General features: G+C 60.6%; 19 protein-coding genes and 1 pseudogene. 7 read left to right on the top strand and 13 right to left on the bottom strand.

Translation table 11 applies throughout. The features are described 5' to 3' along the window. The first annotated feature begins 56 nt into the window (after window positions 1-56). The 3 genes from GOX63_RS11455 to GOX63_RS11445 are packed head-to-tail and all read left to right on the top strand — an operon-like array spanning window position 57 to window position 2,340. The gene (locus GOX63_RS11455; RefSeq protein ID WP_170326112.1) at window positions 57-716 is read left to right on the top strand and encodes a Tim44/TimA family putative adaptor protein; all 660 of its coding nucleotides are present in this window, start codon (window positions 57-59) and stop codon (window positions 714-716) included. Then, a complete protein-coding gene (mltA, locus tag GOX63_RS11450) occupies window positions 713-1,753 on the top strand; it encodes a murein transglycosylase A (protein WP_170326111.1) in 1,041 nt (346 codons plus the stop codon). The genes GOX63_RS11455 and mltA overlap by 4 nt, the downstream gene beginning before the upstream one ends. After that, complete coding sequence (locus GOX63_RS11445) at window positions 1,753-2,340, top strand: Smr/MutS family protein (protein ID WP_170326110.1); 588 nt, start codon at window positions 1,753-1,755, stop codon at window positions 2,338-2,340. Before mltA ends, GOX63_RS11445 begins: the two co-directional genes overlap by 1 nt. Here the strand turns inward: GOX63_RS11445 and GOX63_RS11440 are convergent. The 3 genes from GOX63_RS11440 to hslU form a co-directional block, all read right to left on the bottom strand. Next, entirely contained in the window at window positions 2,337-3,557 is a 1,221-nt protein-coding gene (locus tag GOX63_RS11440) for an MFS transporter (protein ID WP_170545768.1), read from the bottom strand. The genes GOX63_RS11445 and GOX63_RS11440 overlap by 4 nt on opposite strands. Continuing rightward, window positions 3,554-4,654: an alpha/beta hydrolase gene (locus GOX63_RS11435; RefSeq protein WP_170326108.1), complete on the bottom strand. Its 1,101-nt coding sequence runs from the start codon at window positions 4,652-4,654 to the stop codon at window positions 3,554-3,556. Before GOX63_RS11435 ends, GOX63_RS11440 begins: the two co-directional genes overlap by 4 nt. A 96-nt stretch (window positions 4,655-4,750) precedes the next feature. Next, window positions 4,751-6,058, bottom strand: coding sequence for an ATP-dependent protease ATPase subunit HslU (gene hslU / locus GOX63_RS11430; protein WP_170326107.1), 1,308 nt, complete (start codon window positions 6,056-6,058; stop codon window positions 4,751-4,753). A gap of 198 nt (window positions 6,059-6,256) precedes the next feature. Between hslU and GOX63_RS11425 the strand changes: the two genes are divergently transcribed. Both GOX63_RS11425 and GOX63_RS11420 read left to right on the top strand, forming a co-directional pair. After that, window positions 6,257-6,658, top strand: coding sequence for a DM13 domain-containing protein (locus GOX63_RS11425; protein ID WP_170326106.1), 402 nt, complete (start codon window positions 6,257-6,259; stop codon window positions 6,656-6,658). A 109-nt stretch (window positions 6,659-6,767) separates the two neighbouring features. Beyond that, on the top strand, window positions 6,768-8,009 hold the full coding sequence (locus tag GOX63_RS11420; protein ID WP_170545766.1) for an MFS transporter: 1,242 nt from the start codon (window positions 6,768-6,770) through the stop codon (window positions 8,007-8,009). Between the two features lie 23 nt (window positions 8,010-8,032). Here the strand turns inward: GOX63_RS11420 and GOX63_RS11415 are convergent, their stop codons facing one another. Both GOX63_RS11415 and hslV read right to left on the bottom strand, forming a co-directional pair. Next, window positions 8,033-8,383, bottom strand: coding sequence for a hypothetical protein (locus GOX63_RS11415; RefSeq protein ID WP_170326104.1), 351 nt, complete (start codon window positions 8,381-8,383; stop codon window positions 8,033-8,035). After that, on the bottom strand, window positions 8,380-8,937 hold the full coding sequence (gene hslV / locus GOX63_RS11410; RefSeq protein ID WP_170326103.1) for an ATP-dependent protease subunit HslV: 558 nt from the start codon (window positions 8,935-8,937) through the stop codon (window positions 8,380-8,382). Before hslV ends, GOX63_RS11415 begins: the two co-directional genes overlap by 4 nt. Window positions 8,938-9,133: 196 nt before the next feature. On the opposite strand from hslV, the gene GOX63_RS11405 reads away from it, so the two are divergent. Then, the gene (locus GOX63_RS11405) at window positions 9,134-9,328 is read left to right on the top strand and encodes a DUF1127 domain-containing protein (protein WP_170326102.1); all 195 of its coding nucleotides are present in this window, start codon (window positions 9,134-9,136) and stop codon (window positions 9,326-9,328) included. Window positions 9,329-9,385: 57 nt separating this feature from the next. On the opposite strand, the gene GOX63_RS11400 is transcribed toward GOX63_RS11405, so the two are convergent. Both GOX63_RS11400 and GOX63_RS11395 read right to left on the bottom strand, forming a co-directional pair. After that, window positions 9,386-9,748: a Lin0512 family protein gene (locus tag GOX63_RS11400; protein ID WP_170326101.1), complete on the bottom strand. Its 363-nt coding sequence runs from the start codon at window positions 9,746-9,748 to the stop codon at window positions 9,386-9,388. After that, window positions 9,745-10,095, bottom strand: coding sequence for a Lin0512 family protein (locus GOX63_RS11395; RefSeq protein WP_170326100.1), 351 nt, complete (start codon window positions 10,093-10,095; stop codon window positions 9,745-9,747). Before GOX63_RS11395 ends, GOX63_RS11400 begins: the two co-directional genes overlap by 4 nt. Window positions 10,096-10,307: 212 nt before the next feature. Between GOX63_RS11395 and GOX63_RS11390 the strand changes: the two genes are divergently transcribed. After that, the gene (locus tag GOX63_RS11390) at window positions 10,308-11,081 is read left to right on the top strand and encodes a hypothetical protein (protein WP_170326099.1); all 774 of its coding nucleotides are present in this window, start codon (window positions 10,308-10,310) and stop codon (window positions 11,079-11,081) included. Window positions 11,082-11,135: 54 nt separating this feature from the next. Here GOX63_RS11390 and trxA read toward each other — a convergent pair. The 6 genes and pseudogenes from trxA to tsaE form a co-directional block, all read right to left on the bottom strand. Then, window positions 11,136-11,474: pseudogene (gene trxA / locus GOX63_RS11385) on the bottom strand (thioredoxin); the annotation flags it as partial. Window positions 11,475-11,516: 42 nt separating this feature from the next. Then, window positions 11,517-14,876 carry a double-strand break repair helicase AddA gene (gene addA, locus GOX63_RS11380; protein WP_170545763.1) on the bottom strand — a complete coding sequence of 1,120 codons (3,360 nt, stop codon included), beginning with the start codon at window positions 14,874-14,876 and terminating at the stop codon, window positions 11,517-11,519. Beyond that, window positions 14,873-17,800, bottom strand: coding sequence for a double-strand break repair protein AddB (gene addB, locus GOX63_RS11375; protein WP_170326096.1), 2,928 nt, complete (start codon window positions 17,798-17,800; stop codon window positions 14,873-14,875). The genes addA and addB overlap by 4 nt, the downstream gene beginning before the upstream one ends. After that, entirely contained in the window at window positions 17,793-18,479 is a 687-nt protein-coding gene (locus GOX63_RS11370; protein ID WP_170326095.1) for a nucleotidyltransferase family protein, read from the bottom strand. The genes addB and GOX63_RS11370 overlap by 8 nt, the downstream gene beginning before the upstream one ends. Then, complete coding sequence (locus tag GOX63_RS11365; RefSeq protein WP_170326094.1) at window positions 18,476-19,480, bottom strand: aminoglycoside phosphotransferase family protein; 1,005 nt, start codon at window positions 19,478-19,480, stop codon at window positions 18,476-18,478. The genes GOX63_RS11370 and GOX63_RS11365 overlap by 4 nt, the downstream gene beginning before the upstream one ends. Then, the gene (gene tsaE, locus GOX63_RS11360) at window positions 19,477-19,950 is read right to left on the bottom strand and encodes a tRNA (adenosine(37)-N6)-threonylcarbamoyltransferase complex ATPase subunit type 1 TsaE (protein ID WP_170326093.1); all 474 of its coding nucleotides are present in this window, start codon (window positions 19,948-19,950) and stop codon (window positions 19,477-19,479) included. Before tsaE ends, GOX63_RS11365 begins: the two co-directional genes overlap by 4 nt. Window positions 19,951-19,977 lie beyond the last annotated feature (27 nt).

Raw genomic sequence — 19,977 nt, 5'->3', positions numbered from 1 at the left:
CCTACATAGTGGCATGAGGCCGTGTATACAAAGTCACGGCCTGAAAAGAGGATGAAATGAACGAACCGATGATCCAGTTGCTGGTCCTGGCCGGAATTGCCGTTTTCCTGATCCTGCGCCTGAAAAGCGTGCTGGGCACGCGTGAAGGTTTTGAAAAACCTCCTGTTCAGCAGCAGCCCGATTCACAGAACGCCCGCCGCGGGTTCGAGGTGATCGAAGGCGGCCCGGATCACGACATTACAGACCATGTCGCCGAAGACAGCGAGCAGGCGCAAACCCTGACCGCGATGAAGCGGGTTGAGCCCAGCTTCTCGGTCAGTGAATTTGTGCAAGGCGCGCGCGGTGCCTATGAGATGATCGTCATGGGGTTCGAAAAAGGAAATCTGGACGAAATCCAGCCTTTCCTGTCCGAAGAGGTGTTTGACACCTTCGTTTCGGTCGTGGCCGACCGCGAAGATCAAGGCCTGACCATCGAAGCCGAGTTCATTGGTGTCCGCGAAACTTCGCTGGCCGATGTGAAGTTCGACAAGGATACCAATCAGGCCGAGATCACCATGAAATTCGTGGGTGAGCTGACCTCGGTCGTGCGGGATCGCGGCGGCGACATCATCGAAGGCAGCCCGAACACCGTCAAACGCCAAAAGGACAGCTGGACCTTTGCCCGAGTCATGGGCAGCGACGATCCGAACTGGCTGCTTGTTGCCACGGACGCATGATTGCCGCACTCCGGTCGCTCTTACTGGTGGGCGCCATGACCACCGCAAGCGCCGCCGGAGCCGAGGCGACGCGCTCTATCCTGTCGTTTGATGACCTTGAGGGCTGGGCCGCTGATGATCACGGGGCGGCCCTTTCGGTTTTTCTGAACACATGCGGCGATCTGGATGATCCGGATTGGCGCGCGCTGTGCGGTGTGGCGCGGACATATGAGGCCGATGCCGCGCGATCCTTCTTTGAGTTATTCTTTCGCCCGGTTCTGGTCGAAGACGGCAAGGACGCCCTGTTCACCGGGTATTTCGAACCCGAACTGGACGGATCACGCACCCGGACCGACCGTTTCAAATACCCGATCTACAAAATGCCCCCCGAGGCCCGGGCCGAAGGGCCCTGGCTCAGCCGCCGGGAAATCCTGACCGGGGATGCGATGGTCGACCGGGGACTAGAGATTGCCTGGGTCGATGACCCGGTCGAATTGTTCTTTCTGCAGATCCAGGGCTCGGGCCGTATTCGCCTGGCCGGTGGCGGGGCTTTGCGTGTGGGTTACGGCGGGGCCAACGGGCATCCCTATCGGTCCATCGGTTCGGAATTGATCCGGCAGGGCGCGCTGGCGGCGCATCAGGTCAGCGCCCAGATGATCAAGGCTTGGGTGCGCAAGAACCCCGAAGCCGGAGCGGAATTACTGTTCCACAATCCCTCTTACGTGTTCTTCCGTGAGGTCACCCGCGTTGCGCCTGAGTTTGGGCCGCTGGGTGCGATGAATCGGTCCGTCACCACCATGCGCAGTATCGCTGCCGATCCGGCCTATACGCCGCTTGGCGCTCCGGTCTGGGTGGAAAAGGACGGGAAAGAGCCACTGCGCCGGCTGATGATCGCGCAGGATACGGGTGCGGCCATCAAGGGGGCGCAACGGGCGGATATCTTCTTTGGCACCGGGGATGAGGCTGGACAGGCCGCCGGACGCCTGAAAGATCCGGGCCGGATGATCCTGCTGCTGCCGATCCAGCGCGCCTATGCCCTGATCCCGGATGAATTCTGATGCCCCGCCGCAAACTGACCGAAGAAGAGATCGAGCTGTGGCGCAAGGTCACCAAACAGGCCGAACGCCTGCACCCTGAGCTGCCGCAATCGGTGCATCCGACTACTCTGCCCAAACCCAAACCGACCAAAGCGCCGAAATTCCGGCTGGATGGGTTTGAAGTTGGTCAGAATGCACCAAACAAACCTTCGCGCCACGCGTTGAAACCCTCGGTGACCGACAATCTGCGGGCTAGCCCGGTGCAGATGGACACCAAGGCCTTTGGGCGGATGAAACGCGGTAAGCTCAAGCCTGAAGGAAAGCTGGACCTGCACGGGATGCGGATCGATACGGCGCATCCGGCGCTGATCCGCTTTGTTCTGACATCGCAAGCGCAGGGCAAGCGGCTGGTTCTGGTCGTGACCGGCAAGGGCAAGGACCGGGATGAGCCCGGCCCGATCCCCACCCCGCGCGGAGTGCTGCGAAATAACGTGCCACACTGGCTGTCGATCCCGCCGCTGGCGCAAGCCGTGCTGCAGGTCACGCCTGCGCATATCAGCCATGGTGGGGACGGGGCCTACTACGTCTATTTGCGGCGCACCCGCTAGAACTCGGTCCGGGCGCGGCGGATACCGATCCAGGCCAATACGCAGACCAGCACAAAGAAGACGGCGATCCACAGGAACTGAGTGCCTAGCGAAACGCCCCGGTCGATCAGCACTCCGGTCAGCGCCGGGCCGATGGCTGATCCCAGCACCATCACTGCCGTTGCCAGCGCCTTGATCGCGCCGATGTGCCGTGTGCCGTAGAACTCGGCCCAAAAGGCGCTGGGCAAGGTGTTGTTGGCGCCGACGGTCAGGGCCAGAAAGATCAGGCCGATCAGTGCTCCGCTGATTGTGTCGACGGCCGAGAGGATGGCAAAACCAACCGCCATGGGCAGTTGGTAGAACGGCATGATCCGTGCGGTGCCCCATTTATCCAGCGCCCAGCCCGCCGCAAACATCGACAGGATCGAAACGCCGGTGAACACCGGAAACAGGGCGACCAGTTGGATATGTGGCCAGCCCTTGACCGCGGCCAGATGGACCTGATGAAAGAAAAAGGCAGTGATAAAGGCCGATGGCCCCAGGATCGCAGGTGCCATGAACCAGAACAGTGGATGAAGCAACGCTGCGCGGCGGGTCCAGTGCCGATCCTGCATGCCGGTGGCGGTGTGGTCGCCGGAGAGGCTCTGCGGGGTGCGCTCCTGCCGTAGCAACCCCATCAGAACCGGGATGCTCAGGATTGTCACCCCCGCGGCAATCACCCACAACCAGCGCCAGTCCAAAAAAGCCATCGCCGCCACAAAGATCAGCGGCAGCAGGGATTCCCCGATCGCATAGCCCAACGAGGCGATGGACAGCGCCTTGCCCCGGGTCGCGGTGAACCAACGCGCCATGGCGACCTGGGCCAGATGGATGCTCATCCCCTGCCCGAACAGGCGCAGCAGAAAGATCACGAAGGGCAGCAAAAACAGCGCGCTGTTCGTCGCCATTGCCAAAGTCGCAAGCGCCAGACCACTCAGAACCACCGGCCCCAGTACCCGAACGCGGAAGATGTCGGTCAGCCCCCCCGCCCAGATCATCACCACGGCGGACACCGTGGTGCCCAGCGAATAAATCACGCCCCACGATCCGTGACCTAGGCCGAATTCAGCGCGGATCTGGCCCGAGAAGATCGAGATGAAGAAGGTTTGCCCAAAGCTGGACAGAAAGGTCAGAAGGACACCTGCGCTCAACCAGTTCGCATTATCGATCAGATACCGACGCAGGCTGAACGGCGTCACGGAGTGATCACCTCGGCCTCGCCGGTTTCGGTCAGGACGATCTCGGTCGCGCCATCCGGGTTGCGTTGGCTGCGCGGCACCAGAACGTCAATGCCGGGGCGCTCGTCCGGGCCGAATGTACTGCTGACGCGGCGGACCGAACTGAGGATAGCCAGCAATGCTGGAGAGGTCGCGGCCACGAAATGCGAGGACTGAGCATCGCTGTTGAAGGCCGTGGTATCGATGACGTTGATGGGAAACTCAGCCAGCGCGCCGATTGAGCTGATATTGCCCAACCGCTCGCCCTCGGCCGTTCCGCGTAGGCGGGCCGAGATGTTCAGGATCTTGTCCTTCTGAGACACCATGACCACAAACGGATCAGGGGGCGACTTGATCCGCTTCATCTGCGAGCGGAACAGGTCCACATCCAGATCGGGCGAGATCAGAATAACCCCTTCGAGGTTTCGTTTGGCCCAGCCGGGTTCCTGTAATTCGGCCTGCCGCATCATCTCCATCGACAGGGCGCTGCCCATCGAATGCGCCACCAGAACGACCCGTTTGACACCCATGGATTTCAACTCACGGATCGTCCTCTCCAACCCGTCGCGGGCGAACAGCATACTGTCCAGATCGTAGGCATAGCCATATCCTGTCGCACGGCTGGGCCAGGAATAAACAAAGATCTGTCCGGGAAGGCCGATGTCATGGGACAACTGCGCAGCGCGGAAGATGGTTTCCGTCTGGGTCGAGTTATATCCGTGCACAAAGATTGTGACGTCGTCTTTCCCACGCAGGTGTTCCCGCAATCCCTGTGGCCCGCCCAGTTCAGTTATGTCCGCCAGCACGAATTCTTTTTGCGGATTCGGGTTGGCGTAGGAGAACTTCAGCGTTCCCGGCGTGTGGTTTGGCGGGATCGAAACCTTGGTTTCCAGAAACTTCAGCGTTTCGCCACGCCGGAACCCGTATGACCCATCCGACTCGCGGGCGCGGGTCGTGCTGGCAAACACGGTCTGGGGCGTGCCAACGGTCAGGGCCGAGGGTACGGTTTCCGTAATCGTTCGGTCGACACAGGCGGCCAACGACAAGGAAACAACTAAAAGGATAAAATAGCGCAGCACGGAAAACCCTCGGAACCTTTTGCGCCAAGCTATCGATTTCTGGCCCCACGTCCAGTGACATGGGGCAAAGGGAACGGCAAAAACCGGCTGGCCGTGTTACAGAACGTAACGGCTGAGGTCGGTCGACTTGGTCAGCTCACCCAGATTGTCGTCCACGAACTGCGCGTTCACGGTAATCTCGGCCCCGGCCTGATCAGGGGCGGTAAAGGACAACTCCTCGAACACCCGCTCCATCACAGTGTAAAGCCGCCGTGCGCCGATATTCTCAACGGTCTGGTTCACATTCGCGGCGATGCGTGCCAGTGCTGCGATCCCGTCCTCAGTAAAGCTGACGGTGACCTCTTCGGTGCCCATCAGGGCGGTGTACTGAAGGGTAAGGGCGTTGTCGGTTTCGGTCAGGATGCGCACGAAATCCTCTTCGGTCAGCGCACGCAGTTCGACACGGATCGGCAGGCGACCCTGCAATTCCGGCAGCAGGTCCGAGGGTTTGGCGATGTGGAACGCGCCTGATGCGATGAACAGGATATGGTCGGTTTTCACCGGGCCGTGCTTGGTGCTGACGGTGGTGCCTTCGATCAAAGGCAGCAGGTCGCGCTGCACGCCTTCGCGGCTGACATCGCCGCCGCGTGCTTCGGCGCGGGCGCAGACCTTGTCGATCTCATCCAGGAACACGATGCCGTTCTGTTCGACCGACTCCAACGCCACGCGGTTGACGGTTTCGTCGTCCAACAGCTTGTCGGCCTCTTCTCCGATCAGCGCATCATAGCTTTCGGCGACGGTCATGCGTTTCTTGACGGTGCGCCCGCCGAAGGCCTTGCCGAAGATATCGCCCAGATTCATCATGCCCATCTGGCTGCCGGGCTGGCCTGGAATGTCGAACATGGGCATCGGGCTTGAGCTGTCGGAAAGCTCCAGCTCGATCACCGTGTCGTCCAGCTCACCTGCTTTCAGCTTTTTGCGAAACATCTCGCGCGTGCCCTCGCGGGCATCCTCACCGGCAATGGCTTCGATCACCCGGTCCTCGGCCGCCTGATGCGCCTTGGCCTTCACATCCTCGCGCATGTATTCGCGGGTTTGGATGATGGCGGCATCGGCCAGATCACGCACGATCTGTTCCACGTCACGGCCGACATAGCCAACTTCGGTGAACTTGGTGGCTTCGACCTTGATGAAGGGCGCGCGGGCCAGTTTGGCCAGACGGCGGCTGATCTCGGTTTTACCGACGCCGGTAGGGCCGATCATCAGGATGTTCTTCGGGTATACCTCATCGCGGATGTCATCGGCCAGTTGCTTGCGCCGCCAGCGGTTGCGCAGCGCCACGGCCACGGCGCGTTTGGCGTCTTTCTGTCCGATGATAAAGCGGTCCAGTTCCGAGACGATCTCGCGCGGGGTCAGGTCGGTCATGTCAAATCTATCCGTCTGTTTCGCAGCGGAACCTAATCATACAGCGCGAAAACACAAGCCGATCACGGAAACATCACGCCAACTCACGGTAAGCACACGCATTTTCGTGGTGATGTGAATCGCCTTCCGCGCATGCGCTGCGGCATAACTTTTATCGATGGGCAAAGCCGCCTGCATTTATCAACGGAGATACGCATCATGATGACTCGTCGTTCGCTTTTTGTGAAAGCTGCAGCCGCCGGGGCGGCCATGACTTTGGCTGGCACCGGTGCTGCATTGGCCGGTGGCGCAAAGAAGAAAGGCACGTTCGAGGGCCGTTCGAACCACATCACCAGTGGCTCGGTGAAACTGGTTAAAGAAGGCGACCGTTACATCGTGGAACTGGGCGACGACTTCTCGCTGGACGGCGGCCCTGATCCGCGTGTGGCTTTTGGCAAGGACGGCGCCTATGCACCCGACAGCAAACTGGGTGCGTTGCTGCATCTGACCGGCAAGCAATCCTATGCCGTGCCGCCGACCATGGATGTGTCGGGCTATAACGAAGTGTACATCTGGTGTGAGGTCGCCGGTGTGCCGCTGGGTGTTGCTTCTCTGAAGTAAACGCGTTGGTCAGAGGCCTACACCCACCCTGGCCTCTGACCCCCCGTTAGGTAACAAAGCCATCGTCTGTTACACTCGCCCCAAGGTATTGGAACCGGGGGCGTTTTTTATGACCAAGATTGCCAAGATCACCTTGCTGTTTGTGGTATTCGTCGACCTGATCGGGCAAGGGCTGGTTTTTCCCATCATCAACTCATTGATCATGGAGACCAAATCCGGGTTCCTGCCCGACAGCACGCCCGATGGCCGCCGCCACTTCTATTACGGGCTGGTGATCGGGTGTTTCTTTCTGTCGTGGTTTCTGGGGGTGGTTTACGTCTCGAAGGTCTCGGATTCCATCGGGCGCAAGAACGCGCTGCTGGTCTGTCTGGGTGGTGCACTGGCGGGTTATGCCATCACCATCGCCTCGCTTTACATGGACAGTCTGCTGTTGTTGATCCTTGGGCGGTCGATCACCGGGTTCACGGCTGGCAATCAGCCGATTGCGCAGGCGGCGATGATAGATGGCAGTACCGATGCTGCGGACCGGGATCGTAACATGGGATACATCGTGACCGGGGTCAGTTTTGGCCTGGTTGGGGGCCCGATCATCGGCGCTGTTCTGTCGGATGCGACCTTGCTGGGCAGTGTCGCCACGCTGAAAACCCCGTTCTATGGCGCCTTCGTTCTGGTGCTGATCGCCATTTTCCTTGTGCTCTTTTTCTTCAAAGACACGCGCACAGAATGTGCGGCCTTTGTCTTTCGCCCCCGCGACATCACCGACAGCCTGATCGCGGTGCGCGGTCATCCGATGGTTCTGAAAATCCTGCCGGTCTATGCGTTCTTCATGATCGCCAACGTGACCTTCTACGTGTTCGTCGACAATTTCCTCACCAGTCGCTTTGGATATGGGGTGATTGGCGGCAGTGTGGCGATGGTGGTGATTGGCTTTGCGCTGGCCTTTTCCAGTACGTTCCTGGTGAAACCCGCGCAGGAGAGGTTCAGTAAGCACCAGATCGTCTATACCTCGCTGATCGTCATGGTGATCTGCGGCTTTGCCTTCGCCTTCAGCCCCAGCGGGGTGCTGAGTTACGTGCCGGTCTTCTTCTTCTATTTCTTCTTCGGCGTCTCTTACCCAACCCTGTTGGGACTGTTTTCATCCAGCGTCAGCGAGACGGATCAGGGCTGGGTCATGGGCGTGACCACGGCGGTCTTCTGCCTCGCCGGAGGGGTGATGTCGCTGATCGGCGGCGGGCTGATGAGCATCGACATCCGAGTGCCCTATTACATCGTGATCATTGCCGCGATTTTTGGCCTGATCGGGATGCACCGCCGCTGGAAAGGGAAAGAGATCAAGGCGCTGTTGGCCTGAGAAATCCAGAAAACGGTAAGGGTCTATCTCTGATCCTCGCCAGCATTTTTATGGTCGTTCTTACGTAGCTCTTCGGCAAGCGGGGCTCTTTCGATGAGTGCCCATGCTTCTTTTCCAGACGCTAAGTTCGCGCCCCGTGCACCAAGCTCAATCAACAGAGTCCTTGTGTCATCTTCACTACAGCCAATCGTTCTGCTTAGTCTTTCCAGTGATTTGAACGTCCGTTCCGGATCTTCAAGCATCGATTTAAGAAGCTTCTTTCGTGGCTCTGTCCACTCACTCCTGCGTTTCCATGACCGATACTCATCCAAAACGATTGGCCCGATAATGCTGCCGATCAAAGCGCCAAAAATGGCCGCGAGAACTTCGCTCATGAGCTAATCGTTTCGACCGTCAGATTGCCGTTGGTGTAAACGCAGATATCGGCGGCAATCGCCATCGCCTCACGCGCCACCTGCTCGGCTTCTTTGTCGCTGTCCATCATCGCGCGGGCTGCGGCGAGGGCAAAGTTGCCGCCAGATCCGATGGCTGCCACATTGTGTTCCGGTTCCAGCACGTCCCCTGCCCCGGTGATCACCAGCAGGTCCTTGCCGTCAGTGACGATCAGCATCGCCTCAAGCTTTTGCAGGTATTTGTCGGTGCGCCAGTCCTTGGCCAGTTCGACCGAGGCGCGGGCCAGTTGGCCGGGCGTGGCCTCAAGCTTGGCCTCCAGCCGTTCCAGCAGAGTGAACGCATCGGCGGTCGATCCGGCAAACCCGGCGACAACCTCGAACCCGCCGGGGGACAGGCGGCGCACTTTGCGGGCGGTGCCCTTGATCACGGTCTGGCCCAGGCTGACCTGTCCGTCGCCGGCAATCACCACCTGGCCGCCCTTTTTGACGCCAATGATCGTTGTGCCATGCCAACCGGGAAAATCGCTGTCTGCCATCAGGGCCTCCGTTCTTCGCTGGCATCCTATATGGGCCGGACCCGTCCGCAGCGCAACAGTTCACAAACTGCTTAAAAGATATGCAAGAATCGCAAATCGGGGTTACCGGACTAGCAATTGTGAGACTCGGCGTCTGGTCCTAAATGAGACTTACAACCGACGAAGGGTCGGCTGTTTCAGTTTAAGGAATGCGCAAATGGCAACCACCGCAAATATCCATGCGCCGCTCGGAGCAGCTACCATCCTGCATGTAGTGGACGCGTTCACCGCAGCTTTTGAAAAAGCAGCTGAGTGGAATGAAACCCGCAAGACACGCGCGCTTTTGGCAGAGCTGAGCGACGCACAGCTGGACGATATCGGCCTGTGCCGCGCGGATATCGACAAGATCTGATCTGCGATCAGTACGACCGTAAAAGATGAGCCGCTCATTCGAGCGGCTTTTTCTTTGTCAGGACAATTTGTACTGGCCCGATAGGTCCGGCAGAAACGCCTCGATCGCGGCGGTTGCCACGACATGCCGGGTTCCGGCCGCGGTATCTTCGACGTCCAGACCGCCTTTGACAGCCCGCACCTCGGCCCGCCCGCGGGGCAGATCAGCGGCGACCAGATCACAATCCACTTGGCTTGGGTCCTGCACGCCGATTGTAACCAGCACGCGCATCTCGGCATGGTCGATACCCAGTTTGGAAAACAGGGTGATCGAGGAATGGTGCAGCGCATCCTGCACCGCCCGCCGCGCCGCCTTGGTATAATCCTGACCATAGAGGTCGTTGCCAGTGCCCATCTCAAGAATGATGCGTTTTTCGGTCATACCACGGCCTCCATGTCGAACGAGACAACGATGGCCGCATTGGCGGTGACGGTGCGTCCTTCGGTATGCGGTTTTTCGATATCCAGCCCACCGTGCGTGACGGTGATATTCGGCTGGCCGTAGGGAAAGATGGCTTTCAGTGCGTCCTTGTCCACCTGATCGGGGTTCTGCACGCCAATCTCGGCATCGATGATCATTGCTTCCTTGGGAAAACCGAACAGTTCGGCCATGTTGACTGAATTGTGCCACAGCGCGTCTTTAATAGCCCGCAGCGCGGCCTCGGTATAATCCTCACGCCGCAGCGACGTGCCCATGCCGAACTCAACAAGAACCCGTGTCTTTGCCATCTGTGCCCCTTTTGCTTTTGCGCATTTGTCTGCAGCCACAGCAAACCGAATTCACCGGCACGTTCAAACAAAAAAACACCGAAATGAGGCTGGCAACTGATCAGATCGAGTGTGCTTTCCGGCTTGTTCCGAAGCCAATCAATGCTGGAAATCCGTATCCGCACATGACAAGACAATGGAACCACACAGAAATTACCTTCGGCGGAGCCCACATGCTGACCACGCCTGGACCTGACATGACAACGGCTGATAGGCGGGCATTTCTTGCCGAGGTCATCAGACCCCATGATCTTGGGTACAAACTTGTCCGCGTGGGTGATTTTGGCGATGGCGGCTACCTTCTGCCCAACGATCTTGATGATATCGTAGCCTGCTTTTCACCGGGCGTTTCCCTGCAATCCAGTTTTGAAATGGATCTGGCGAAACACGGGATTCCGTCATTTATGGCCGATGGTTCGGTTGACGAGCCGATGCTGAACGTTCCGGGTGCGGTTTTCGTCAAGAAGCATCTGGCCGCCAAAACGGGTTCGGACGTGATCTCGCTTGAGGATTGGATGGCAGAATATGCGCCGTCCGAAGGCGACATGATCCTGCAGATGGACATCGAAGCGGCCGAGTATCCGGTTCTGTCCACCCTGCCCGCCGCGCTTCTGAACCGGTTTCGCATCGTGGTGCTGGAACTTCACCGCATACCGTCGATCCTGATGAAGCCGGCTGCGTTCCAGCGGGCCTATCCTGCGTTGGCGGCGCTGAGTGACGGTTTTGTCTGCGCCCATATCCACCCGAATAACGCATCCGGTACGGTGGATATCGAAGGTGAAACCTTTCCCCGCGTGATCGAGGCCACCTTTGTGCGGCGTGATCGCGTGAAACAGATGGTCCCGGCGACCCGGTTCCCTCATCCTCTGGACCGGCGGCACAGGCCGAACGGACCGGTTTTCAAATTGCCGCAGGAATGGATCGGTCCAAGGTCGAGCGCGACATAGGCAATAAAAAACGGGCACCGCACAGCGATGCCCGTTGATCAGAATACGCTTGGATCAGATGGATTCTTCGATCCAGCTTTGCAGTGCCGCCTTCGGAGCCGCACCAGCGCGGTTCGAGACAACCTGACCGTCCTTGAAGATGAACAGCGCCGGGATGCCGCGCACGCCCATGGCTGCGGCTGCGTTCGGGTTGCTGTCCACGTCCACCTTGGCGATTTTGATCTTGTCACCGTATTCAGCGGCCAGCTCTTCCAGAGCGGGGCCAATCTGCTTACAGGGGCCACACCATTCGGCCCAGAAATCGACAACAACGGGGATGTCGGAATTCTTGACTTCGGCGTCAAAGGTATCGTCGGTTACGGCTACGGTCGACATTTTATGTCTCCTGAATGGGGTAAACTCGGGAACAGAACGTAGGGTCGCCGCTGTCCGAGGTCAAGATATCTGGGTGTCGGCCAGCGCATCCGTCACAAGATCGTGTGGCAACCACATAAGCTCGGCCGTGCGGGTCCACAGGATCGCCGTGCGGATTTCGCGATCCGGATAAATTTGGGCCAGGGCCTGCGCGTAAGCTCCCATCTGCCGCAACAGGCCTTCGGGGCAGGTCGCAGGGCTGTTGGGAACCGTGGCATTTGATTTGAAATCAATCACCTGCACACCGCTCTTGGTCACGATCAGCCGGTCGATCACCCCGTGCATTCGCCGCCCGTTCAGCTCGGCGGTGACCGGAACCTCGGCCAGCGCATCGTCCGCGAATACCGCTTGCAGATGTTCTGCCGTCAGCACATTTTGCGCCTCGGTCAACAACTCCTGCCGCTCCGCATCCTGCATATCGGGCACAACCCGAGCGCAGAGCTGCGGCCATTTTTCCTGCGCAATCGACGGCAGATGTTCCAGCAGCAGGTGCAGGCGCGTGCCGCGCAGCTTGGCGGCCTCTTCATCCTGACCAGAATCACCGGGCAAGGCTTTGGCTCCACCCAGATCGGACGGGCTGATCGTTTCCGGCGCGGGGTCCGGTGTCGTTGCGGGGCTCAGGAACTGATCCGGCAGCGGCGTATGGGTAATTTCGGGTTCTGCATGTTCGACAATCGGCAGCGTATCCCAATCGGCATGGGACAGGCGCAACGTGTCTGACTCCGGCAGTTGCGTGGCCCCTGCCCGCGCCATCGCGGCTTCAACCATCTGATACCAGCTGGTTCCGTCCTTACCGACATCCCCCGCCGCACCTACGATCAACCACTTTTCGGCCCGTGTTAGAGCCACATAAAGCAGGCGCAGCCGTTCATTCTCTTCCCGCGCCCGGGCCTCGGCCCGCGCTTGTGTGATCAGGGCTGGTGACGCATCCGCCGGGACTTTCCACAGCGGCGTGCCCTCACCCACCATGATCTCGGCGTCACGCGGGGCCTGTCGTTTGCCGGTATCGGGGAGGATCACGATCGGCGCCTCAAGGCCCTTAGAGCCATGCACCGTCATCACGCGGATCATGTTTCCGACGCCGCTCATCTGCCGTTTGATTTCCAGATCGTCGGTCTGCATCCACACTAGGAAGCCTGTCAGGCTGGGGATATCAGTACGTTCATAGGCCAGCGCCTGCGACAGCAGCGCGTTGATTCCATCTTCGGCCTCGGCCCCCAGACGGCCCAGCAGTTTGCGCCGCCCGTCGTGGCGGGTGAGAATCCGTTCGATCAGGTCGTAGGGGCGCAGAAAGTCGATCTGACCGCGCAGATCGTTGAGAACGTCCAGCGTTTCCGGGAACTCCTCAGCCCGACTGCGCAGAGCCGCCCACAGGAATTGTTCCTGCCGTCTGTGCGCCAGATCAAAGAGCTGTTGTTCGTTCCAACCAAACAGAGGGGATTTCAGCACAGTCGCCAGCGACAGGCTGTCCTCCGGCGTGGCCAGAAAGCTGAGCAGCGCGGCCAGGTCTTTCACCGCCAGTTCCGCACCCACTTTCAGCCGGTCGGCCCCGGCAATGGGCAGGCGCAGGGCCTTGCACGCGCGGATGATCTCGGCAAACAGATCGGATCGGCGCTGCACGAGGATCAGGAAATCCCCCGGTTGCACCTTGCGGCGCACGAATGTGCCGGGCGTGTTGCCATCCTCGGGGATCGTCTCTCCGCGGTCGATCATGTCCTTGATAGACTGAGCCACCTTCTCGGCCAGAATGACGGTGTGATGCCGCGCGCCGGGGCGATCAACCGGATCGGTCCAGTCGCCATCATCGTCTTCGTCGACCTTTTCAACCACCGGCCACAGATCGACCCGACCGGGCAGGTCCGCCTTGAAGGCACGGTGCAGGCTGTCTTTGTGAAACCCGGCCTCAGCCCGGTTTTCGAACAGGATATCGACCAATGACAAGATCGCACTGGAGGACCGGAACGAGTATTCCAGCGTCGAATCCCACAGTTTAGAGCCTGATTCCGCCAATCTGCGTCCAAACTCTTGCTGCATCCGGTCAAAGGCCTGCGGGTCGGCGCCCTGGAAGGAATAGATCGACTGCTTCTTGTCGCCGACCACGAAAATCGTGCGTTCAACCCCGGATCGGGCCCCTTCCCCGCTAGTGAATTCCTGCGCCAGTTTCTCGACCACGTCCCATTGGTCGGGGCTGGTGTCCTGAGCCTCATCGACCAGAATGTGGTCGATACCACCGTCCAACCGGTACAAAACCCATTCCGCCACTGCTGGGTCGTTCAACACTTGCCGCGCGCGCAGGATCAGATCGTCGAAATCCAACCAGCCGCGCAACTGCTTGCGGCGTTCGTATTCCGGTAGGAAGGCGGCCGCAAAGCGGTGCAGCACATGCGTCTTGCGCGCCGCAACCAGCGCCAACCTCTGCTCGCGCGCGGCCTCAATGCGCAGCATGAAGGATTCCAGAAGAGGCATCTGCGCGGCCAACGCGCCTTCGCGCAGGGCCTTGGTGGGGAAGCTGTTGATCTTGGCCGCAAAGGGTTCCTTTGCGGATTTCCCTGTCAGAAACACGCTTTCCAGTACAGGCAGGCTACCAATCCGAACCTCGGTGAAGGCCGACAGTTTGGCGGCCGCTTTGGCGTTGTTGCCGCCACTTTCGGTTAGCGCAGGCAGGATCGAGCGGATCAGCTCAACCTCACCACCCATGAAAACGCGGGCTTGCAGCGCGTCTTCGTCAAACCCCTCTGGCAAGTCGAAGCGGAGCAACAGATCGGACCAACCCAGCGATTGGGCAAACAGGTTGCGTTTGTGGGTGATCGCAGCCGTCAGGTTCTCAAAACCGGTATCAGTAACAAATCGCGCCACATCTTCGATCAGCGCGGCCTTCGGGCCTTCGGCGAAATCCTCGACAATCTCTTCACGCAACAAAGCTGCAGCACGGTCTTCCATCTCGGAGAATTGCGGACTGACCCCGGCCTCCAGCGGAAACCGCCGCAGCAATGAGGCGCAGAATGAGTGGATCGTCTGGATTTTCAGCCCGCCTGGCGTCTCAATGGCGCGGGCAAACAGGGTGCGCGCCTGTGCCAGCCGGTCCGGGTCGATCACCCCGGGCACGCCCAAATCGGTCAGTTGGGCCAACAGCGCGTCGTCGCCCAACATCGCCCACTCACCCAACCGTTTGAACAGGCGGTTCTGCATCTCGCTGGCGGCGGCTTTTGTGTAGGTCAGGCAGAGGATGTGCTGCGGTTGCACACCGCCCAGCAGCAACCGCGCCACACGGTCGGTCAGAACCCGCGTCTTGCCTGACCCTGCATTGGCCGCCAGCCAAGTTGAGGCATCGGGCCGTGCAGCCTGCACCTGCCGCTCGGTCGCGTCGTTGCGGGCGTTCATTTCAGCACCTCGGGATCGGTCTCATCGGTGCGGTCCCATTCGCCGAAGCGGGCCAGATGGTCATAGTCGCCAATATCGGTGTCCTTGTGCAGCATCCGGCGCGATGTGAAGCCCTGATCAGGCTCTAAATAAGCCGAAACAAGCTCTTTTAGCTCGGCCAGAACCTTGTCGGGCGGTTCCTTGGCCAAGGGGGCTGCGACCTCTTTGTAGCTGCCACCCATGCCGATAAAGACAGCCTCAGCCACCGGCAGCGGGTCTATGCCTTCGACGGCGCCCTGCTCGGCCATCGCCGCCTCGATCAGCAGCTGTTTGTCGAACTTAGCCTGCTGACTTTCGGTCGGAGGGGCACCGGTCTTGTAGTCCACAATCCGCAGCGCGCCGCGACTGTTGTGGTCGATCCGGTCCGCCCGTCCCGCGATGGTGAAATCCAGAGGGCTCAGCACCAGTTTCATCGCCGCCTCGAAGGCCACCGGCCCTCCGTCCCCGCGTCGGGCGGTTTCGGCGGTCAGGAAATCGTCGGCAATCCGTTCCAGGCGGGCCAGCCACAACTTGCGGGCCGTCGGCCAGGCGACATGCTGATCCAGCAGGGTCTCGGCCCGTTTCAGGAAATTTTCGCGCGTCAGCAAAGCATTGTCCAACACGCTGTCCTTGACGAAATGTTCGAGGATTTCGTGGATGACGATCCCACGCAGCAAGGCATCCGGGGCCTGCACCAAAGGATCCAGAGGCCGCAGCCGCAGCACATGCTTGGCGTATATCGCATAGGGATCACGGATCAGACGCTTGATTTCGGTGACACTCAGACGGCGCGGGCGCGCGGTGATCGGCGGGCGGGGGGACGGGCGCGGGGCCGGATCGATCCGCGGTGCGGCCTCGAGCTGTTCGGACCAACGCAAATATGTCTGACCCCGGGCGCGCATCGCCGACAAAGCAGCCCGACCACCCTGCCCCGGCAAGCCCTGCAACAGGTTGGTCATCCGGTTCAGCCAGCGCGAAGGCACGGTTTCGGCATCGTCCGACCGGGTGGCGCGGGTCAGCCAGACCTCGGGCGCGCCGACGGCTTGTTGGAAATCATGGGCCGACAGGCCAATGCGGCGTTCGGGCAGCAACAGCCCGGCCTTGTCGCGCATCTGACGATTCAGCCAGGGGTCCGGCGCGGCGGCCTCGGGCCAGCTGCCTTCGTTCAGACCGCCAAGGATCAGCAGATCGGCCCCCTGCACACGTGCCTCGAGCGTGCCCCAGATCATGATGTGCGGATGCGGCGCGTCGCGGTCGCGGACCTCCGCACCGGCCAGCAAAGCCCCCAGCAGGTCGGCGAAGTCGTGGGCGGTCATCGGGCCGCCATGTACGGCCTCATCCTCCAGTGCGGTCAGAACCTTCAATGCCTTTTGGCCCGCGTTCTTCTCCCACAGCGGTCCGAATTCGCCCTCACTACCGGCTGAAATCGCCTCGGCCAAAGCACGTAGGCGCGCCACCCAATTCGTCAAAGGTAGCTCACCCGATATATGCTGGTCGCAGAAATGAGCGGTGAGCCATCGCATCCAGCCTTCGGGTACTTCTTTGCGGATGGCAAACGCGGTCAGGCTGGCACTGTCGGGGAACGGAGGGCCATGCCGTCGCAAATCCAGTTCCAGATCGCGACTATGCAGCAGATGCGCGCCGCGATCGCCGCCCCCGTGGCAAAGCGGGTGTTTCAACAGGGTCAGCAGCGCCTCACCTTCCAGCCGCCGGGCAAACAGGCTAGCCACATGGCGCAGAAACCGTCCCGGAGGTGACAGCTGCAGTGGCAGGCCGGCACTGTCATCGGGCAGGATGTTCCAGCGATCCAGCGCGGCGCTGACTTGACGGGTCAGCATCCGGTCGGGGGTGATCAGCGCGGCGGTCTGGCCGGTTTCGGCGGCCTCGCGCAGCCGCAAAGCGATGGCCAGCGCCTCGGCCCGTGGGGACTGCGCCTCGACCAGTGTGAGGTCTTGCGTGGAACCGTCCAGATCGGTCAGTTGAGGGCCTTCGGACATCCAGGCATCGGTGATCGGTGCAGGGCGTAGGGCCAGTGAAATCAGTCTGTTACGCGCAGGTGAGGGGGCGGGTACATCAGTCCAAGGCGCGATTTGACCGGGTTGCATGTCAAGCCGCGTCATCAGCTTGCGGAACCGGTATTGCGGGTGATCTTCCGAGGTCAGTGCCTCGTCCAACCCGCGCCAGACATGATCCGGTTGATCGAAATCGTAGCCGGGCAGGATCAGCGCCCCTTGGGGTAAGCGGGCGACGGCCTCCATCAGCATCAGGGTCGTGCCGCGCGATCCGGTTGACCCTGCAAGGATCACCGGATGCTGCGGTGGCGCCACTTGCCAGCGGTCGATCAGGTTTTCCACCACCCGCCGTTGCCGCGCCTGCGCGTCCAGCGCATCCGGGCCGGAGTCGATGAAGTGATCGGCGATCCCGATAAAGGCCTGCGCGCGGGCCCAATGGCCGGACATATCGCTGACATCCAGTTGGCGGATCGCATCTGGGGAAACACCTTCGCCCTGCATCTCGTCAATCAGCGCGGCCAAACTGTCGGAGAGATCAAACAGCGAGGACCGTGCGGCCAGATCAGGCTGTTGCTCCAATAGCTTGGCGACCAGTTGCGTCAGTTCCAACCTGCGTCGTAGGGCCGGGATGGCGGGTGGAATTTGCGCCAGATCGACGCTTTCCCCAAGGTCGGTGACCAGCGAAAGCCGCGGCAGCAGGCAGGCCGGACCCTGATCGAACAGATCGCGCACGCGGCGCGCCATGCGGCGGGTGTTCACGACAAGTTGCACCCGTGCCAAGGCCTCGGGCGGGTGTTCGGCGCTGCGCTGTCGCAGCCCATCCACAAGCGCTTTGGGGAAATCCGATCCAGGCGGAACGGCAAAGACGCGGGGTGTGGCGCTGGGTTTAAACATCCGCGATCAGCCCTTCGGCCAGGGCGATCCCCTCCGGGCGGCCCACATCGCACCAGCGGCCGGGATAGGTGGCAGCGAACAGACGGCCCTGACTATGCATTTGATCCCAAATCAGATTCAGCGAGAATGCCTTGTCCGGAATGGACATCAACCGGTCTGTTTTAAGGATCTGCGCCCCGCCATAAACCAGGCCGGGTCCACGGGTGATCCGGCCTTCGGCATCGGCGGTGAAATCTCCCGTGCCGGTGTGGCCGATGGTCTGGTTGGTCGGAATGCACATCAGCAACGCGTCCATCCGGTCAGGGTTCCACGCATCGCGCAACATGGTCAAAGGGTTCGGCCCGGCCCAGATCGCATCGGTGTTCAGAGTGTAAACTGGGTCCGGCCCCAGCAGGGGCAAAGCGGCCCGCAGCCCGCCGCCCGTTTCCAGAATCTCATGCTCTTCGCGGGACAGAAGCACGCCTTTGGGGGCCAGATGTGCCTCAAGCTGATCGGGCAGATAGTGCAGGTTGGCCACCACGCGATCCGGGCCGAGATCGGCCACCAGATCCAGCGCGTGATCGATCAGGGGACGGCCCGCGACCTCGATCAGAGGTTTCGGCCGATCCTTGGTCAACGCGCCCATGCGGGTGCCAAACCCGGCGGCAAACAGCATCACGGCTTCGGGATGTCGGGTCATGTCTGTCTGAGCCTGTCCAGATTTTCCGGTGTTGGCGCGGGCAGGGCTGTACGCAGCAGGTCGGCCACGGTGGCCAGCGCAGGATGGTCCAGATCGCGCATCAGATGCGCCCATGTGGCCGGGATCAGATCAACATACTGAGGTTTGCCGTATTCCGTCGCCAGACGGGCAAACACGCCCAGAATCCGCAGGTTTCTTTGCGCCCCCAGCACGGCGTAGGCGGTGCGGAAGTCATGATCGTTCACGCCTGTTGCGGTGAGATAGCGGTTGATCATCCGCATCTCGGTCCCCGGGGCCACGTCGCGGCGGACGTCCTGTAGCATCGACACAAGGTCATAGGCCGGATGGCCCAGCATGGCGGTCTGAAAATCCAACAGGCCCACCCGTTTCACACCGTCACGGTCCGGCAGCCAGATCATGTTCTCGGCGTGGTAGTCGCGCTGGATCACCACTTTGGTCCCCGAGGTTTCCTGATGCAGAATGTCCGAAAACCGGTGTTCGAATTGTTCCCGCGCGTCCGTGTCGTGCTGACCCAAAACCGCCTGTGCGTATTTGGTGAAGGAGAGCGCGGCCAGCTCTGTCATCAGTGCCGGGCCGTATGAGGGCAGAGACAGGGTGGGGGCCTGGTGCAGTGTGATCAGAACATCGGTAGCGGCCTCGTATAGCTGCCGCTCCATCTTTGGGTCTTGCTTCAGAATGCAAGCAAACAGGTCGTCGCCCAGATCTTCCAGCAACAGAAAGCCGAATTCCGTGTCCTCGGCGTAAATCTCGGGCGCGCTCAGGCCGATGGACCGCAGGTGGTTCGCCATGCGCACAAAGTCCTCGACCGGTTCGGCTTTGCCCGGAGGGGAATCCATCAGCACGACGGTTCGGCCGGTTTCGGGATCGGTCAGACGTTCGTATCGACGGTTCGAGGCATCCCCGGCCAGTGGCGCACGCCTTGCGTTGGCCCACGGTGTTTGTGCTATCAGCGCCTCGGCCAGCACGGCCCTGTTAGTCATTCGGCGCTCTCCAGTTTTTGGGGCCATTTCGGATCGGACCAAGACAGGGTCAGATGACGGTTTTCCATCGTATTAGGATCTGTTTCAAAGCTCAGTTTCAGGGCGGTTTCAGGAGTCAGCGGGCCCAGTTTGTCGGGCCATTCGATCAGGCAGATGGCTGTGTCGAACGCCTCGGTCAGGCCCAGTTCCTCAATCTCTTCCACGGCGCTCAGCCGGTAGAGATCGCAATGCCAAATCTCGCCCGCCGCGGTGTCATAAGCCTGTACCAGCGTGTAGGTGGGCGAGGGCACATCCTCGGGCACAGTCATCAGGGATTGGATCAGGCTGCGGGCGAAATGGGTCTTGCCACTGCCGATCTCACCTTCAAGCAGCACCACGTCTCCCGGACGCAAATCCGCCCCCAATTGGGCGGCGAACTGGGCTGTTTCTTCGGGCGAAGTCAGGGTGATTGAACGAGGGTGCAACGTCATGGCGCCACAATGACCTCAGGCCCTGTC

The organism is Ruegeria arenilitoris, assembly GCF_013031355.1.
Lineage (GTDB): Bacteria > Pseudomonadota > Alphaproteobacteria > Rhodobacterales > Rhodobacteraceae > Ruegeria > Ruegeria arenilitoris_C.
This window is presented reverse-complemented; position numbering and strand designations above follow the sequence as displayed.

Excerpts from the sequence above, each read along its gene's own strand:
- GOX63_RS11405 (WP_170326102.1), top strand. The coding sequence starts at position 9,134 with ATGGCAACCACCGCAAATATCCATGCGCCGCTCGGAGCAGCTACCATC.
- GOX63_RS11445 (WP_170326110.1), top strand. The coding sequence starts at position 1,753 with ATGCCCCGCCGCAAACTGACCGAAGAAGAGATCGAGCTGTGGCGCAAG.
- addA (WP_170545763.1), bottom strand. The coding sequence starts at position 14,876 with ATGAACGCCCGCAACGACGCGACCGAGCGGCAGGTGCAGGCTGCACGG.
- hslU (WP_170326107.1), bottom strand. The coding sequence starts at position 6,058 with ATGACCGACCTGACCCCGCGCGAGATCGTCTCGGAACTGGACCGCTTT.
- tsaE (WP_170326093.1), bottom strand. The coding sequence starts at position 19,950 with ATGACGTTGCACCCTCGTTCAATCACCCTGACTTCGCCCGAAGAAACA.
- mltA (WP_170326111.1), top strand. The coding sequence starts at position 713 with ATGATTGCCGCACTCCGGTCGCTCTTACTGGTGGGCGCCATGACCACC.
- GOX63_RS11365 (WP_170326094.1), bottom strand. The coding sequence starts at position 19,480 with ATGACTAACAGGGCCGTGCTGGCCGAGGCGCTGATAGCACAAACACCG.
- GOX63_RS11370 (WP_170326095.1), bottom strand. The coding sequence starts at position 18,479 with ATGACCCGACATCCCGAAGCCGTGATGCTGTTTGCCGCCGGGTTTGGC.
- GOX63_RS11390 (WP_170326099.1), top strand. The coding sequence starts at position 10,308 with ATGCTGACCACGCCTGGACCTGACATGACAACGGCTGATAGGCGGGCA.
- GOX63_RS11415 (WP_170326104.1), bottom strand. The coding sequence starts at position 8,383 with ATGAGCGAAGTTCTCGCGGCCATTTTTGGCGCTTTGATCGGCAGCATT.
- GOX63_RS11455 (WP_170326112.1), top strand. The coding sequence starts at position 57 with ATGAACGAACCGATGATCCAGTTGCTGGTCCTGGCCGGAATTGCCGTT.
- GOX63_RS11395 (WP_170326100.1), bottom strand. The coding sequence starts at position 10,095 with ATGGCAAAGACACGGGTTCTTGTTGAGTTCGGCATGGGCACGTCGCTG.
- GOX63_RS11420 (WP_170545766.1), top strand. The coding sequence starts at position 6,768 with ATGACCAAGATTGCCAAGATCACCTTGCTGTTTGTGGTATTCGTCGAC.
- GOX63_RS11425 (WP_170326106.1), top strand. The coding sequence starts at position 6,257 with ATGATGACTCGTCGTTCGCTTTTTGTGAAAGCTGCAGCCGCCGGGGCG.
- GOX63_RS11400 (WP_170326101.1), bottom strand. The coding sequence starts at position 9,748 with ATGACCGAAAAACGCATCATTCTTGAGATGGGCACTGGCAACGACCTC.
- hslV (WP_170326103.1), bottom strand. The coding sequence starts at position 8,937 with ATGGCAGACAGCGATTTTCCCGGTTGGCATGGCACAACGATCATTGGC.
- addB (WP_170326096.1), bottom strand. The coding sequence starts at position 17,800 with ATGTTTAAACCCAGCGCCACACCCCGCGTCTTTGCCGTTCCGCCTGGA.